The following is a 13,953-nucleotide window of genomic DNA, read 5'->3' on the forward strand; positions in this document are numbered from 1 at the left end:
AACGAACCAATCTGTCTTTGGCCGCGTTTAAACAGTTATCACGTTTAGAGCGTCCGACAGCTAATACTGCCCAATGGTTGTCTACTTTTTGGAGCGCTTCTTCGGTAACGAGCATAGCTACTCCTCCCCGTTCTGAACCATTATAAACATGTTATTTACGGACAGCATGGCCTGGATAAGCGAATGCATCTTTTGACCGATATTTCGATAAGACGCTTCGACGTACAGACGTTCTCTATTCATCTTGACTCCGTATCCGTTGAGGATAGTTTGCAGCACGGCCTTCTGTTTCGGGGTGCTCAGATCCAAACCACTCGTTCGAAGATCCGCAACGGTGTAACCGTCGTCGCTCAGGATAATTCTTTTAATTTCCTTTAACGCATAAACTTGCAAGCAATCATTGTGCCTGTCCAGGAAGGGAGTCGTAATCTTATATACATTCACTAAATGCTCAATAGAAAAGCCTTTACGCAGCCATTCCGGGTAGGCGTCGATAAGATGCTGGCACAACTTCTGCTGGTTCACGGTGAAGCCTCCCTTCGGAAATAATACAGACTTTTGCTTGTTCAGTCTGTTTCGATTATTGGTGTTAAATGCTGGTTTTTCTATACCAATAACCAGAAAGTTTGTAGGCTTGATCAGCAACGACGCTGAATAATTCGTAAGCAATTTGTTCACTTGGTTCTATTTTGTATAAGCCAAGATATCTTTCCACTTCTCTTGATTTTTTGGGTGTCAGTTCGATTTTATAATCTTTTACATATTGCCGGAAGTTTTCTTCCAGTGTTTTCGCGTCTACAAGTAATTTATGGTGGTTTTCTTCCTTTACTAACCGCAATATTTCCTTTGGAAATTGACCATAATACCGAAATTCAAGTTGATCGAACTTATCTTTCGACCAGTTGAACAGGCAGGGGTCAGTGTAAATTATAAACGGGTTAACTTCGAGCATTATTGCTTCGTTAATTATTTCGTTCCCATATTTTCTTTGTTTGTAAATGTAGTCCACAACCACATCGTCAGCCGGGAGCAAATTAGCCACCATGCCGCTTTTTATCCTGATGGCCCACTCGATACTGCCGGCCATCTCTACGACCTCGGGAAACACTTCTCTTTTCAGGTAGTTGTACTGTGAGATGCCGACCAGCCGCCTGTTTTTGTAGAAGCACCTGAACTCCTGCCAGGGTTTGATGACTATCCACTCTCGAACGACTATATGAGGCGTGTAGTTGTTGGCTTTGGCCAGATGTAAATCGTCGTGAATTCGCTCGCTGTCGCACAAGGCAGTGATGGCTTCCCTCCCGCTATGATAGCGGAATGATTTTTTGTGGGCCTCATAACTATCCTTCGGACTCCGGCTGCCCAGGCGGACGAAAGCGCCGCGCGGGAATTGAGCGATGTAGCCGTCTATCCTCTCTGCAAGTTTGGCGGCGATCCGCAGATCGTCTTCCGTGGGCGTTCTTCCGTCTTCTACCGTCATGTAGTTCATGTTGATCAGGGCGTTTACTTCATCTTCAGATAGAGGAAAGTGAACTGTCGAGATAGAATGGTTCATCAGGCCGGCTGGCCAGTTCTCGACGTATGTCTGTTTTACTGTTTCAAAGTATTCCAAGAATAACAACTCCTTTTGTACTAATCCAGGAACCCACAAGGTTTTCCCGTGGGTTCCTGGATGTGCTTTTGCTATTTAAACCAGTAAATGGCTCAAACTGACACCACCTTAAATTCTTTATAGCAACTAAAGGCATTTAGCCGCTGTCCCTTAATGCCGATGGTCCCCTTGCCGCGATAATTACCGTTGAGGCTGCATTTACCTTCGGTGCGCTGGGGATCGTCGTAGATTATCTTGGCGTTGATGTCTACCGGATAGTATTTAGTCTTAAGAAACACCTCAACATCTCCTTTCTGCCGGGGCTTACCGCCCCCGGCGCGACTTACATCCCCATGTGGCTTAAGATGTCGCTTGTAATCTGCTCCACCGTGCCCGTCCCATCGATCAGAATGACTTCATCAAACGCCTCGTCAAGTACCCCTTTAACGAACGATTGATACGCTCTACGCACGTCATTAAAGTACAGCCTTCCTCTGCTTTCAATAATCGTTTTTTCCCCTCGTTGCTCTATTCTTTTCATGGCTTCACCGACAGGAACGTCGATAATAAACGTCTTGTCCGGGACTGGATAACTTTCCTTTAACACATCATCAAGCATAATCAATTGTCTCAGACGAAGCGTTTTTACCAGAGAACGTTGCTCTTCCCCATGTTGTACCATTCCACCACCATAAGCGTAGTTGCTGTACCTCGGGTGTCTGTCGAAAATCAGGCATTCTTCGCTTCTGTACTGCTCCATGCTTTCAAAAAAGTCTGCCCAGAACAGCAGCCGGTGAGCCAAATCCGAAACCGGCTGAACCCCTTCGAGGATTATCTTTCTCACCTGCGCGCCGAATTCAGTTTGACCGGGATGTTTTACTATGCACGGGTTGTAGCCTTTCTGGCGCAGCACGCCGGCTATGATATTCACCTGGGTGCTTTTGCCGCATCCATCGATGCCTTCGAAACATATTATCATTGTTTCACTCCTTTCTTTTGGCGGGTTTATCTTAAAGCTGCCCGCAATAATTTGTTTTTTGTTATAAACAAGTCAACCCCGGCTTATATCGCCGGGGTTGAGCTATTTTAGTAAATCAGACTAAGAAACCGTTTCCTGTCCTCTATATCCCAAATGGGATTTTCCCTGCCGTCGCGATAGACGACGGGTATGCCGTGGTGTTCCAACAGGAACCCCACCAGAATGGTGTGACAGAACAGTTTTTCGTATTTTTTCTGCCTTTGTTGGTTACACCAGCAGCAGAGCGTTGCATCTTTTAAGCGTTTTAAATTATTTATGGCGTTTTCCACTTCACCCAATCGGCTTTTCACCGCTTCGGCATAAAGCGTCAGGTATTTATCCGGCGGATAGTGCCGGATGGCGCGCCCCTGGTGTACTGGAACGAACGGTTCTATAACCGGGTATTTGCAAAATCCGGGCTGCCAGCGGGCGATCGAGTAAACCGGTTTTACGGTTCGGCGGTAGAAAAAGCTCTGAAGGTGTATTGGCATTTTAGTCCTCGTCTTTTGTTAGTTTTATCTCGTCGGCTTCAGGCCATCTTTCCAGATTTCCTATTATTTCGTCTTTATCTAATTCTTTTTCTGTAGCCTTTTTGTGCGCTTCTTCCCTGCTGTTTGCTTCCACTTCGATTCTCTGATATGTGCTGTGGTAAAGACACACTTCATATTTTTTCATGATCATTTTCCTTCCTTATCTAAATTTCTATTTAAACCTCGCTTTTGTTTTCGCTTTTGCAAATTACCACATCGTCTCCTTCGCTCCAACGTGCGAGGTTTGCTATTATCTCGGCTTTATCATATGGGCCAGGCGGCTTCTTATCTGCCTCCACGAGCGCAGCGGCCATATTCGCCGCCTCAACATCGACCGTCCTATACGTCGAATAGCAAAGCGTGACTTTATATTTCGGCATTTTGTGCCCTCCTTCTCTACGTTAACTAAGGGGCGAGTGGTTTAACCGCCGCCCCTGCTCGTTTTTTTAAATTAAACACTTCGCCTTCATACTCAACCAGCGGCCGTCTCCGATGACAACGTGATCCAGCACTTCGATGCCGATTGTCTTCCCCACATCAACAAGTCTTTTTGTTACGTCGACGTCTTCCCTGCTAGGTTCGGGATCGCCGCTGGGGTGGTTGTGCACCAGGATAACCGCCGCTGCGTTTCGCCTAATAGCCTGCCTGAACACTTCGCGCGGGTGCGCTGGTGTTGAGTTTAATGTGCCTACATATATATCCGCCTCACCAATAAGACGGTTTTTAACGTTCAGCAAAAGCACCCGGAAACGCTCTTGTTCTAAGTAACGCATCTCATCCATAAAAAGAGAAGCAACGTCCTGTGGACTTTTTATAACCGGCAATTCTGCCGGCGCTGCTTTCATCAACCTTCGGGCAAGCTCAAACGCCGCTGTTAAGCGCAATGCTTTTTCTTTGCCGACCCCAGGCAGGCTCATCAGCTCTTCTTCGGATTTATCGGCTAATTTTTGTATGTTTTCGGACAGCAATGCGTTCATGGTTTCGTCCGGAACGACGCCTATGAGGGCGGCAAGTATTTCAGGAAGCTCGGCGCGGTTGCAGCCGACGCCGTATTTTACCGCGTTTTCTCTGGCTATACAGGCTAACGGCTTCTTTTTTCTCACCGTATATTTTTCCAATACGTCGTCATCCCATAAATTTTCTTTCATAAAACATAAAGGGGGCAGACCCATCCGGCCCGCCCCCATTCCTCCTTTCTCAAAGCGGATAGGTTCGGGCCGAATGGTATTTATACTATTTTGGCGTCTTCAGAACACCACCTGGCAACGGTTTTCTTTGCTGATTCTAACCGTTCTTCTGTTAATCGCTGCATTTCGTCAGGCGAAGCCAACCGCTCTCTGGCAAGCAACGCCCTTTTGGGGTCAAGCAAACTTTCTTCGCCAGCGTCCACATCGATTAACACCGGATTTTTGGACCATTCTTTTTCTCTGTTATAGACGCGCCATGTCGCAACATCCGGATATGTCGTTTCGAATATGGCCCAGTTGCAGTCTTCCTCAAACCGGAAGACCGTAATACCGTTATATGGTTCACCGTATTTTTTAACCCATTCTTTGTTCCAAACTGCAATACCGTCAACAGCATACTTGTGCAGCGTCTCCGGCACGTCAAACATGGAAGCGACCATGATGTATCCGCCGTGGCCCGCGCAATCGAACAACCAGACGAGGCCGGGTAAACCGGACGCCTTAACTTTTTTCTGCTCGTTGATTTCACCCCACTCTCTGGCGATTAAACGAGCCCACTTTTCGGCGTCTTTTGGGTTAATACAACCATCGTCGCTGAAACACAGCAGTATTTTATTTTTGCGGCCACAAATATAAAGCTTTTTCATGGTATACAGGGGGGCAGACCCATCCGGCCCACCCCCGTTCCTCCTTTCTGTTGAACAGGTTTAAGCCGGGCACCGGCCTGTCGCTATGCGGATTTCGCCCTGGGTTTGTCCTTCCGGACGTTTTTCCATACGCCTTCTTCATAATCGAACCGACGTATTACTTGAATGACAGGGCGAACCTGTTTTTTGGTTTTAGTCATTGGTCTATCCCCCTTGTTTCGGTTTTATCACCAGCTAAAATACAGCGTTAAGCAACCGTCTTCGTCCCAGGGCAGGCTTTCCACCCACCTGGTAATTTTCTTAATATCTTTTTGACTGAGTTCTTCATCTTGACCGTATTCTTCGACCATCCCCAAAACTTTATCTTTAAGGAAGAACCCGAAGGAGTTCTCGTCTCCAGTACAGTCAGCTTCTTCAGCTAACCACTGAGCAAACTCATTAGCCGCTTTACTTGATGGCCGCGGGAGATACTCGATGCTTACTTTTCCTATGTCAAGACCCATTTTTACTTACCTCCTCGTTCACTTTCTCGTTGACGACGGTAGTTAATTTCTCTCGCCCGACATGCTTCAAACGCCGCCAACACATCAGGATCGGTGTTTTCCGGCCAGCAATCTTCATCCTCCAACATTTCAACAGCCAGTTCCGGCCAGTCTGCGCTTTCCCTGTTAGCAGCCACATAAGAAGTAATAAAGATGTACAGCCGTAGAACCTCTTCTATGGTGTTGAGAAAACAGTCGGTTTTTGAATCGCCGTTTCGCAAAGCGTCAAGGCGCGAACGGAGAACACCTTCAGGGGTATGTTTCGGTTGCTCCGGGGAGACGCCTACTTTGGGAAGCACGTCGCTCACCCAGTTCCATTTGTTAGATACTTCCACAATACGATTCTCCAGCGGAGCGTTTAGCGCTTGGGCCAATCTTTCAGTAATTTCGCCACACGTCAAGAAATCCTGAAGGCTATCTGTGGCTATAAGGTTCCCGTTGACCAGAACGCCCCAACCTTCAACGTTTCTGTCTCCGGGTAGGGTTTTGTTTTTCACTTTCACATAGACAATTTTCATTTTTCCAGGGCGGCCTTCAGCTGCCCTGTCCACCTCCTTTTTCATTAACCGCACCGCTTTTTTTTAAAACCGCTAAGCCCGGGCATGGATTCCGGGCTTAGCGTGCCTGCGCATGTTGTGCAACACGCTATAGATTTAAAATGCTCAAAGAAAAGTTGGTAATATGCTTCGCCAGTAGCTAAAAACTTACCACACATGAAGCATGTTGTCGCGTACCCACGCACACGGTTAAGAGACTCGTCAAGGTGAGACCCGTCAAGGTAATAATTCACTTTTGTACCTGCCTTTCGGTTTTTTATATCTGCCAGGGTTGACAGCCCCCGGCGGGTGCGTTTCATCTTCCAGGGCGGTTTCCCGGCAGCCGCCCTACCCACCTCCTTTTTTGTGAGTTAAGGCGGTCCGGGCCGCCTGCTTTTACCTTACGACGCCGTTACCGGGCGCTATCTTACGCCTCACGGATTTCCATCCGTCAAAGCGTATTATCCTTTTGTGTTTTACCTTTTTGTTATATGGCTGACTGATTAACCCTACAACAATTCCATGCTTGGCCAGTTTAATGGCCTGCGCGGGGTCGTCTTCGAAAATCATTTCAACCCCGAGCATCTTTGATACATCAAGCTTGTCTTCGGTAAAAACGATTTTACCCGGCGGAAATCCGTGCATGATCAGCCACCTTTTTGTGACAAATACGGACTCTGCCGGGCGGGCGGTGATGTACAACAACGGTTCTCCGCATGTCAACAATTGCAACGTTTCTACCGCGCCCGCCATCGGCAGTGCGTTCATGAAAACCTTTAAACCTTTTGGACCGCTCCAAAACCCGGATGGAACATTCGCCGGGTATTTGTCGATTCTCATTCCAAAGTGCAGCATCGACTTGCTTGTGTTTGCTATCGTGTTGTCAATGTCCACTGCTAACATTTAATCACCTTCTCATCTGACCGACTACCTTATCGTTCCGCTGGAGCGGAAGTAAGCCAGCCACCTCTTTCTTTTGCGCTTTTCGCGCAGTTTCTTGACTATGAATTTAAACAACCGCATTTTTTAACGCTCCTTTCTTTTCTTTGGCAGGCTTTGCTTTTAGCCGCCTGAATATTTATTTGCTTCTAAAAAAAAGAAAACCCCGGCGGGTTAGGCCGGGATCGTTGGCTATACAAACTTAATCTTTGTCTGCCGGGCTTCGGGCTCTACTCTTTTCTCCGCTATTTCGCAGAATCTCTCTACTATATCGATACCCAGCCATCTCCTACCATATCTTTCCGCTACAACAAGCGTAGTACCGGAACCGCAGAACGGGTCGAGTATAATGCCGCCCGGAGGGCACAACGCCAGAACCAGGCGCGACACCAGCGATTCCGGAAAAATAGCAAAGTGTTCCTCGTGGTTCGACGTGGTGGGGATTCTCCAGACATCGCCGGGATTTCTACCATAAGGGTGAAAATATTTGTCCCACCGGTTATCATGTAAACCGTCTGTCGTGCGGGATACACTAAAACCACCGTATTTGCCTTGTTCACGGCATATTCTCTCTTTCATGCTGAAGCGAATTTCTCTGTCAGTTCTTGTCCATGATTTGGGCATACTGGCTATTCTTTGCACGCTTTTCCCATCGCCTTGCCGGCCTAAAGTAGGCTGAAGGCACCTTTTCACCGTGCTTTCTTTCAGCGGCTTCCGCACCGCATCAAGATCGAAATATGCGCTTAATCTGACTAGATACTGGTTCCACTCCGGTTCACACATATCCACCGGCAGGACACCGACCGACCCCCACGCGGCGCATCTTTTTCTAAATTCTTTTTCGATTTCAAACGGAGCTGATGTCCGAAGTTGACAGTAGCAACCCGGTTTGCTGTTTTTTGTGAACCGGAATACCGTTTCGTATACAGTATTAAACCTGGATTTGACGGAAGAGGGCATGGCATTCGGCTTTGCCCAGATAATATCGTCCCTGCTAATCCACCCCGTTTCATTCAGAGCAAATCGAACGCGCCAGGGAATGCCCAGCTTCATGCCCACTGGGTCGGAACTATCAACCATATGCCTTTTCATAACTTGTGCTGCAGCAACCGTTCTTTCGGTTAACGCACTGTTCTTGCCGCGATTGCCGCTTCTACTCCCGGCAAAGCTATCCCCGATGTTCACAACCATGTTGCCGTGTTTTTTCAGCACGCGCCTGCATTCGGAAAATATTTCGGACAGGTGGCGAATATAAAGCCGCCAGTCCGGTTCGTGTCCCAATTGGCCACGCCATGCTCCGCATTCGCAGCAATAATTTTTTTCACCCCACTCGTGCAAACAATCCGACGACCCGCCCCAGGCACTGACGGCCTCCTCGCCGTAATCCCGTAGATACCAGTACGGCGGGGATGTTAGAATCAGGTCAACCGATTCATCAGGCAACCGTTTTAGCGCATCACGGCAATCGCCGCGGATAATTTCGTTAACGATGAAACATCACCCCTTCATTACAAAAAGCCGGGCGTTAACCCGGCTTTTTGTTTAAAACGGCACATCTTCGTCGTTGAAATCGATTCCTGTCCCTAGTTCGTCACCCGAACTACCTGAACCGTTAGCAGCATTTTCGCTGTTCTTCGGCCAGTCCAGGAACCTGATATTTTCAGCCACCACTTCTGCGACTTTCCTCCGGATGCCCTCTTTATCCTCATATGAGCGAGTTTGCAGCCGCCCGTCCACCGCTACCAGCCGTCCCTTGCCGATGTAGTTGGCGCACGTCTCGGCCAGTTTCTGCCACACCACGATGTTGATAAAATCAGCCTCCCGCTCGCCCTGTGCGTTTTTACGGCTGCGGTCAACAGCAATCGTGAAGCTGGTTACTGCTGTTCCGGACGGGGTATACCGGAGTTCCGGGTCGTGGGCTAAACGACCGATTAATACTACTCTGTTTAACACTTTTTAGCCTCCTTTTAAATTATGGGCCAATTGGCCATTACGCTTCGCAGTCGGCCATTTGCCGCGCTTTGTTACGGTCGTCCGTCTCGGCGACCATGCGCAGTAAATGTACCAGTCTCTTGCCCCGAGCAATCTCGCCCCGGAAGGATACTTCCCGAACGCTGGACATCGCCACGCGGTAAACACCGTCTTCGCCAACGTTCCGCGCTTCGTATATGCGATATATCATTCAGAACACCCACCCCGCATGTAATTCCACCATACCAGGCGTCTTGCCGGAGCCTGAAGGTCCGGAGTTGCACCAGAATATATTAATGCCGCAGGCAATGTCTGAACTGGATAGCTTCGTATAAATTTTCCGCGCGTGCTCGCGTTCTACTTCCAGGATTCGCTGGTAATCATCCCCGGTGACCTTTACCTTGGACGGGTCAACTGTCATTTCCCCGTCCCAACCGATTTTACGGTAAAACTCTTCCAGCCGGTCAGCCGGTTCTTTCGCTGTGAGCGCCGGGATTGGCGCTGTCTTAATCATACATTTTCCTCCTTAAAACGGGCTATCGTCATTCGCCAGAATTTCTTCAATTCTGAAATACTTCGTGTTTGGGATGGGCGCAACCCTTGCAATTACTTCCATTTTTTCCTCTACCCACCCGCCGAAGTTGTTCGGGTCGATGCACATAAGTACTTCGCCCGGTTTACTTTCCAGCGCGATGGCGATGCCTTTTACGGTTTTACCGTTTTTCTTTAACTCCTGAACGCGAACCACGACCCCGATAACTTTTTCTATTGCCTCCTCGGGCGCTTTCGGCGGCTCAGGTTGATTTTGCGGCGATTGAGTTTGAACCGTTTGATCCGGTTTTAATAATCTAAAATTCACTATGTAATAGCGCTGTTTGTTTCCCATTCTTTTCTCAAACGTTACGCCTACATCGCTCCACCCTAAGCCGTCTTTTCCCAGCGATTCTTGAACTTTTTTCATGTCTTCCACGATGACGCTTGCACATGTTCTATAGTGGTTTTGATTATCTCCTACAATTGTGAATACTGCGTTTTCACAGTTATAGTATTTTGACGCCATGAATTCGATGTTTTCTATTACTACCTCTTCCCCGAGCAGGTCTGTGAAGTTACCCTTTTTTCTGTTTTCGATAAACTTCATTTGACCAGAAATTCTGCTGTTGATTTCTTTAATTGTCTCTTCTGTTGCATAAACCACATTACCTCACTTCCTTCCGTTTGTAGATGAAAGGACAGGGGGGTATTAACCCTTCCTTTTATAGTGTCCTACTCGGCGGACTTGATCTCAACGACGATCTTGTCGCCTAATTTTTCCTGGGCTACCGCTGCTTTTTGCACATACAGTGTGCCGACCTTTACCCATCCTTCTTCTACTTTCAGGTATTGGATTGTGTTTTTGGTTTCCTTGTTCTTTGTGAACTCTAACCTCATCATTTCTTTGCCTCCTTTCTTTGAGCGGGATTCGCTTTCCAGCCACCCGCATAGCTGTTTTTCATTTAAAAAAGAAAACCCCGGCTCAAACCGCCGGGGTCTCCATAAAAATTGAAAGCTGTGTAAACTCTTTGTCCTGCAACGATCTTTGCCTTCTTCGCCTGCGCGAAGTTTTCTTGCTGTCCTGCAATATGCCGTATCCCGGAAACATTACACCGTTTTCTAAATCCAGGAACATGTTTCTGTCGCTTGAAACCAATAAACCGATACTGCTATCTTCGGTTTCAGGCTCGTCGGCAATGTCCGTTTCAACCTGTTCGTCCTGTCGAACGATTTTCCGTCCGACAAGCTCATCTATTTCCGCATCGGATTTGCCGCACATGCGCAATGTTTCGGCTACCAGTTTTTTCTTGGCTTCTTCCACGGCGACAAGGAACTCTTTTTCGGAAACCATCAAAAGTTTTTGATCAATATCCTTTTCCGCAAGCCTGGTCCACTTATCGGCCAGGTCGGCGCTCGCCAGGCATTGGGCTATGGTGTAAGCCATCGTAGTGTTGTGGTCCATTGCGTACTCCGCCAGTTCCGACCGGTCCAGCCGGCCTTCCACGAACATCGCATGGCCGCGGCCGGCCATGATGTGTTTAAACTGCGCCAACTGCTGGCTTTCATTATATACAAGGTAGTAATTGCGGCATTCCCTGGTCTGTCCGATGCGCCAGGCGCGCCGGCCGGACTGCCGGACGGCGTTGACCTCGTAGTCCAGTTGGTAGTAAATGAGCGTAGGCCACGGCAAAAGATCAAGGCCGGTCTCCACAAGCTTCAGGTTGGCTATTATAACCCTGACGCCGGCTTTCTCTTTTTCAGCCAGCCACCGCATCCGGTCTTCCTGGCTGGTGCACGCGTCCAGGACGCAGGCTTCTATACCGTGGTCGTTCAGGACCTTTTTCAGGCGGCTGTTTATATCATATTTGTTGGTATATTTTGTGTATACCACTACGCCGCGGTTCTCCGCCAACTCGCTCTGAACAATCTCCACCAGTTTTCGCTCTTTGGAATGGTAGTAATTTTCCTCAAACTCCGGGGCGGCAACCGCATCGTCTCCCACCCAAACACGGACGCCCATGTCCGGCCTGTCGGCGTAGTTTATAGTGGTCGGTATGAGAGCTGCGAACGCTCCCGCTTTGCCATCCGCAAGCTGTTTTCTACACGTTTCATACAACTCATCGTGCAGGCTCCTGTACGTTTTTTTATGCTCAGCGTCCATTTCGAGAATCACCGGGATCTCTTTCAGTTCAACCAGCGGCAATCCAATGTCGCCCAGTTCTAAAAACACCGACCTGTCCAAAAGGTACGTCGCGGTCAACTCCGGTGATACACCGGGTTTTTCTGTTACTTTTTCCCCCGCGGATCTGCGGACAGTGATTATACCGCTGTCTTCAGGTTTGTCTTTATAGACGCGTCTTTCAATCGTTCCGTACCGCGCCGCCCATTTCAAATTACCGGTTTTGTAGTCGAATCCTTCTGTTATTAGCGGCAACGGGTCGGTTCGCCAGAGTATCTCTTTTATACTGGTTGATTTGCCGTTTGTCAGCGTCCCGGTCAGCCCGATTACTTTTCCGGCGCACTTTACCATTTGGCCGAAAGCGTAACCCCTGCCGCTGTTCTGCTCTTTTGTCTGGTGTACCTCGTCAGCGATATACAGGTCAAACACTTTGCCCAATTTTTTCAGTATGCGGCAGATAAACCACCTGGACTTCATCCGCGTCTCGGACCGCTGCACCGACGCCGGCCGCCACAGCCTTGTGCCGCAATGCGGGCATTTCTTTAACTTACTTTGCCTGTTGCACCTGGTAATCGTTGTTTTTTGTCCGTTCCGCGGCGGGATAGCCGGTTCCAGCGCCATGTCGCCCCATGACGCGTATATTTCCGGAAGGGTTTCCGCGTCATGTTCGAGTTCTTCCAAATACTCCTGCAATATTTCCGGAGAGGGAAGCGCGCCGCCGCAGTCCGGGCAGTGCCAACTATGATACCTTTCACCTTTTACCCGCTTCCATACCGCTCCAGGCCACGGCTCCGGCCCGAGCTTCGCCCTGTCAATGCCGACCATGACGATTTCGAGGCCGTCCGGTTTTACGCCGGAGCGGATATCTTCCGCCAACCGCAGGGCGTCTTTTGTGCATCGCAGCACTCTTACCTTCGCGTAGGGTATGGTCTGGCGTATTTCCTGCACCCATTTCGGCAACACCATTCCGGGAGCGGTCACCAGCACTCTTTTCGCGTTTCTTTCTTTATACAAAACATGGATTATACCAAGCGCGATCTCAGTTTTCCCCGTGCCCATATCGCCGCATATAAATGCGCTTTTATGCCGCTTCAAGTAATTCGTAACGCCCTGGATGACATACGCCTGCGCGGGAAAGGGTATTTTAAGCAAGTCGGCGATATGAGGCGATATGCCGTCCGCTTCGGTGAAATGCGATTTCACCCGGCTGATCTGTTCGGCTCCATTCCACCGGCAATGTGTATCGAGCGGCTATGTACTTTCCGACAGCTTCGGATATATCGCCGTCGGGGGCGAGCACGACCGGAGATTCCGGCTCTTCTGTGTACACGGCGTCCTTTGTTAAGACGAAGCCGTGGTGAAGGTCGTTGCCGAGCGGCGATTCAAACCTTTTGTAATGGCCGAAGCGGGCGTGGGCCAGTTTGCTATTATCGCCCGCGACAACCGCGCTGTCCAGGCCGTGTACGATGGAAGCCCCGACGGCGCTCACGGCTGTTTGTAAACCCCCAAAGCTCGCGGCCTGCAGGTAGTTGCTCCGGTCAAGGACAGCGAAATCGAGTACCGTGTCAAACATACGGTTTTCCGAGATTACCTGAAGTTTCATATGTGTTACCCGGCTGAAAGATCGTCGGGGGTTGCCCCCCCGTCTTCACGACGCAGCCGGGGGACGCCCCTCCTTCTCTCAAGATGTCAGCCGCAGGATTCCTCCGGCTTCAGCCGGGGGAGGAATGTGGCCTCTCGCCTCCTTCCATGAGAATCCTCCGGCTCTCGCCAGAAGTCTTACCTTTTTCGGGCTGAACTGCCCTATGCGCTTGTTTTCGGTATCCGCCACACCTACCAGTTTCGTTTTCTCTGTCGGCAGGCCGCACACCCAGCCACACACCTTCCCGGTTTTGGTCTCTACTTCCACCCAGTCGCCTTTGCGGAAAAAGCCGCCATTAGCAGTGCCGCCAAACCGGGGTCGCTTACCGCCTTTCTGGAAATTCTGCCGGTGGAGGCTCCGCCTGACGTACTGCAGGCGACGCCAGACATAAAAAGGCGCTTCAGCATTATTCTCGCACCTGGTTACACCCATCAGCATGGCCGCGGCGTCGTTGGCGTGGGTTTCGGGTATCTGCTCATACTTCTTTTCTGTCCGCTTTTCCAGCCCAAATTCGGCGCGCCAGGCGTCTGTGTCGGAAACCTCCACCAGCTTGAGTTCGGCAAGTTTTCTGTACTCCCGGTAGGTCAGGGTTTTGCCGACCTCCGCGGTGGAAAAATACTTGCCGTCCCGGTACTTG

The 13,953-nt window shown here is 49.5% G+C and carries 20 protein-coding genes; all 20 read right to left on the minus strand.

What is annotated here, in order from left to right:
- Window positions 1-117: 117 nt before the first annotated feature.
- Window positions 118-678, minus strand: a complete 561-nt coding sequence (locus tag C4542_05165; GenBank protein RJO61943.1) for a DUF1828 domain-containing protein — start codon at window positions 676-678, stop codon at window positions 118-120.
- A complete protein-coding gene (locus tag C4542_05170) occupies window positions 590-1,612 on the minus strand; it encodes a hypothetical protein (GenBank protein RJO61944.1) in 1,023 nt (340 codons plus the stop codon). Before C4542_05170 ends, C4542_05165 begins: the two co-directional genes overlap by 89 nt.
- Window positions 1,613-1,704: 92 nt before the next feature.
- Window positions 1,705-1,890: a hypothetical protein gene (locus tag C4542_05175; protein RJO61945.1), complete on the minus strand. Its 186-nt coding sequence runs from the start codon at window positions 1,888-1,890 to the stop codon at window positions 1,705-1,707.
- Between the two features lie 44 nt (window positions 1,891-1,934).
- Window positions 1,935-2,570 (minus strand): dTMP kinase, encoded by a 636-nt coding sequence (gene tmk, locus C4542_05180; protein ID RJO61946.1) that lies wholly within the window; start codon window positions 2,568-2,570, stop codon window positions 1,935-1,937.
- Between the two features lie 107 nt (window positions 2,571-2,677).
- Entirely contained in the window at window positions 2,678-3,100 is a 423-nt protein-coding gene (locus C4542_05185) for a hypothetical protein (GenBank protein ID RJO61947.1), read from the minus strand.
- Window position 3,101: 1 nt separating this feature from the next.
- A complete protein-coding gene (locus C4542_05190) occupies window positions 3,102-3,290 on the minus strand; it encodes a hypothetical protein (GenBank protein ID RJO61948.1) in 189 nt (62 codons plus the stop codon).
- A 25-nt stretch (window positions 3,291-3,315) separates the two neighbouring features.
- On the minus strand, window positions 3,316-3,519 hold the full coding sequence (locus C4542_05195) for a hypothetical protein (GenBank protein ID RJO61949.1): 204 nt from the start codon (window positions 3,517-3,519) through the stop codon (window positions 3,316-3,318).
- 66 nt (window positions 3,520-3,585) lie between these two features.
- The gene (locus tag C4542_05200) at window positions 3,586-4,287 is read right to left on the minus strand and encodes a JAB domain-containing protein (protein ID RJO61962.1); all 702 of its coding nucleotides are present in this window, start codon (window positions 4,285-4,287) and stop codon (window positions 3,586-3,588) included.
- Window positions 4,288-4,367: 80 nt separating this feature from the next.
- On the minus strand, window positions 4,368-4,973 hold the full coding sequence (locus C4542_05205) for a hypothetical protein (protein RJO61950.1): 606 nt from the start codon (window positions 4,971-4,973) through the stop codon (window positions 4,368-4,370).
- Between the two features lie 227 nt (window positions 4,974-5,200).
- Window positions 5,201-5,476, minus strand: coding sequence for a hypothetical protein (locus C4542_05210; protein ID RJO61951.1), 276 nt, complete (start codon window positions 5,474-5,476; stop codon window positions 5,201-5,203).
- 2 nt (window positions 5,477-5,478) lie between these two features.
- Complete coding sequence (locus tag C4542_05215; protein RJO61952.1) at window positions 5,479-6,033, minus strand: hypothetical protein; 555 nt, start codon at window positions 6,031-6,033, stop codon at window positions 5,479-5,481.
- 414 nt (window positions 6,034-6,447) lie between these two features.
- Window positions 6,448-6,954 (minus strand): hypothetical protein, encoded by a 507-nt coding sequence (locus tag C4542_05220; protein ID RJO61953.1) that lies wholly within the window; start codon window positions 6,952-6,954, stop codon window positions 6,448-6,450.
- A gap of 228 nt (window positions 6,955-7,182) precedes the next feature.
- Window positions 7,183-8,481, minus strand: a complete 1,299-nt coding sequence (locus C4542_05225) for a site-specific DNA-methyltransferase (GenBank protein RJO61954.1) — start codon at window positions 8,479-8,481, stop codon at window positions 7,183-7,185.
- Between the two features lie 51 nt (window positions 8,482-8,532).
- Window positions 8,533-8,943, minus strand: a complete 411-nt coding sequence (gene ssb, locus C4542_05230) for a single-stranded DNA-binding protein (GenBank protein RJO61955.1) — start codon at window positions 8,941-8,943, stop codon at window positions 8,533-8,535.
- 37 nt (window positions 8,944-8,980) lie between these two features.
- A complete protein-coding gene (locus C4542_05235; protein ID RJO61956.1) occupies window positions 8,981-9,172 on the minus strand; it encodes a hypothetical protein in 192 nt (63 codons plus the stop codon).
- On the minus strand, window positions 9,173-9,475 hold the full coding sequence (locus C4542_05240) for a hypothetical protein (GenBank protein RJO61957.1): 303 nt from the start codon (window positions 9,473-9,475) through the stop codon (window positions 9,173-9,175).
- A gap of 12 nt (window positions 9,476-9,487) precedes the next feature.
- Window positions 9,488-10,159: a hypothetical protein gene (locus tag C4542_05245; GenBank protein ID RJO61958.1), complete on the minus strand. Its 672-nt coding sequence runs from the start codon at window positions 10,157-10,159 to the stop codon at window positions 9,488-9,490.
- Between the two features lie 318 nt (window positions 10,160-10,477).
- The gene (locus C4542_05250; protein RJO61959.1) at window positions 10,478-12,877 is read right to left on the minus strand and encodes a hypothetical protein; all 2,400 of its coding nucleotides are present in this window, start codon (window positions 12,875-12,877) and stop codon (window positions 10,478-10,480) included.
- Window positions 12,819-13,277: a hypothetical protein gene (locus C4542_05255; protein RJO61960.1), complete on the minus strand. Its 459-nt coding sequence runs from the start codon at window positions 13,275-13,277 to the stop codon at window positions 12,819-12,821. Before C4542_05255 ends, C4542_05250 begins: the two co-directional genes overlap by 59 nt.
- A 78-nt stretch (window positions 13,278-13,355) precedes the next feature.
- On the minus strand, window positions 13,356-13,953 hold a 598-nt coding region (locus tag C4542_05260; protein ID RJO61961.1), incomplete at its 5' end, for a hypothetical protein.

The organism is Dehalococcoidia bacterium (assembly GCA_003597995.1).
Taxonomy (GTDB): Bacteria; Chloroflexota; Dehalococcoidia; order Dehalococcoidales; family UBA1222; genus SURF-27.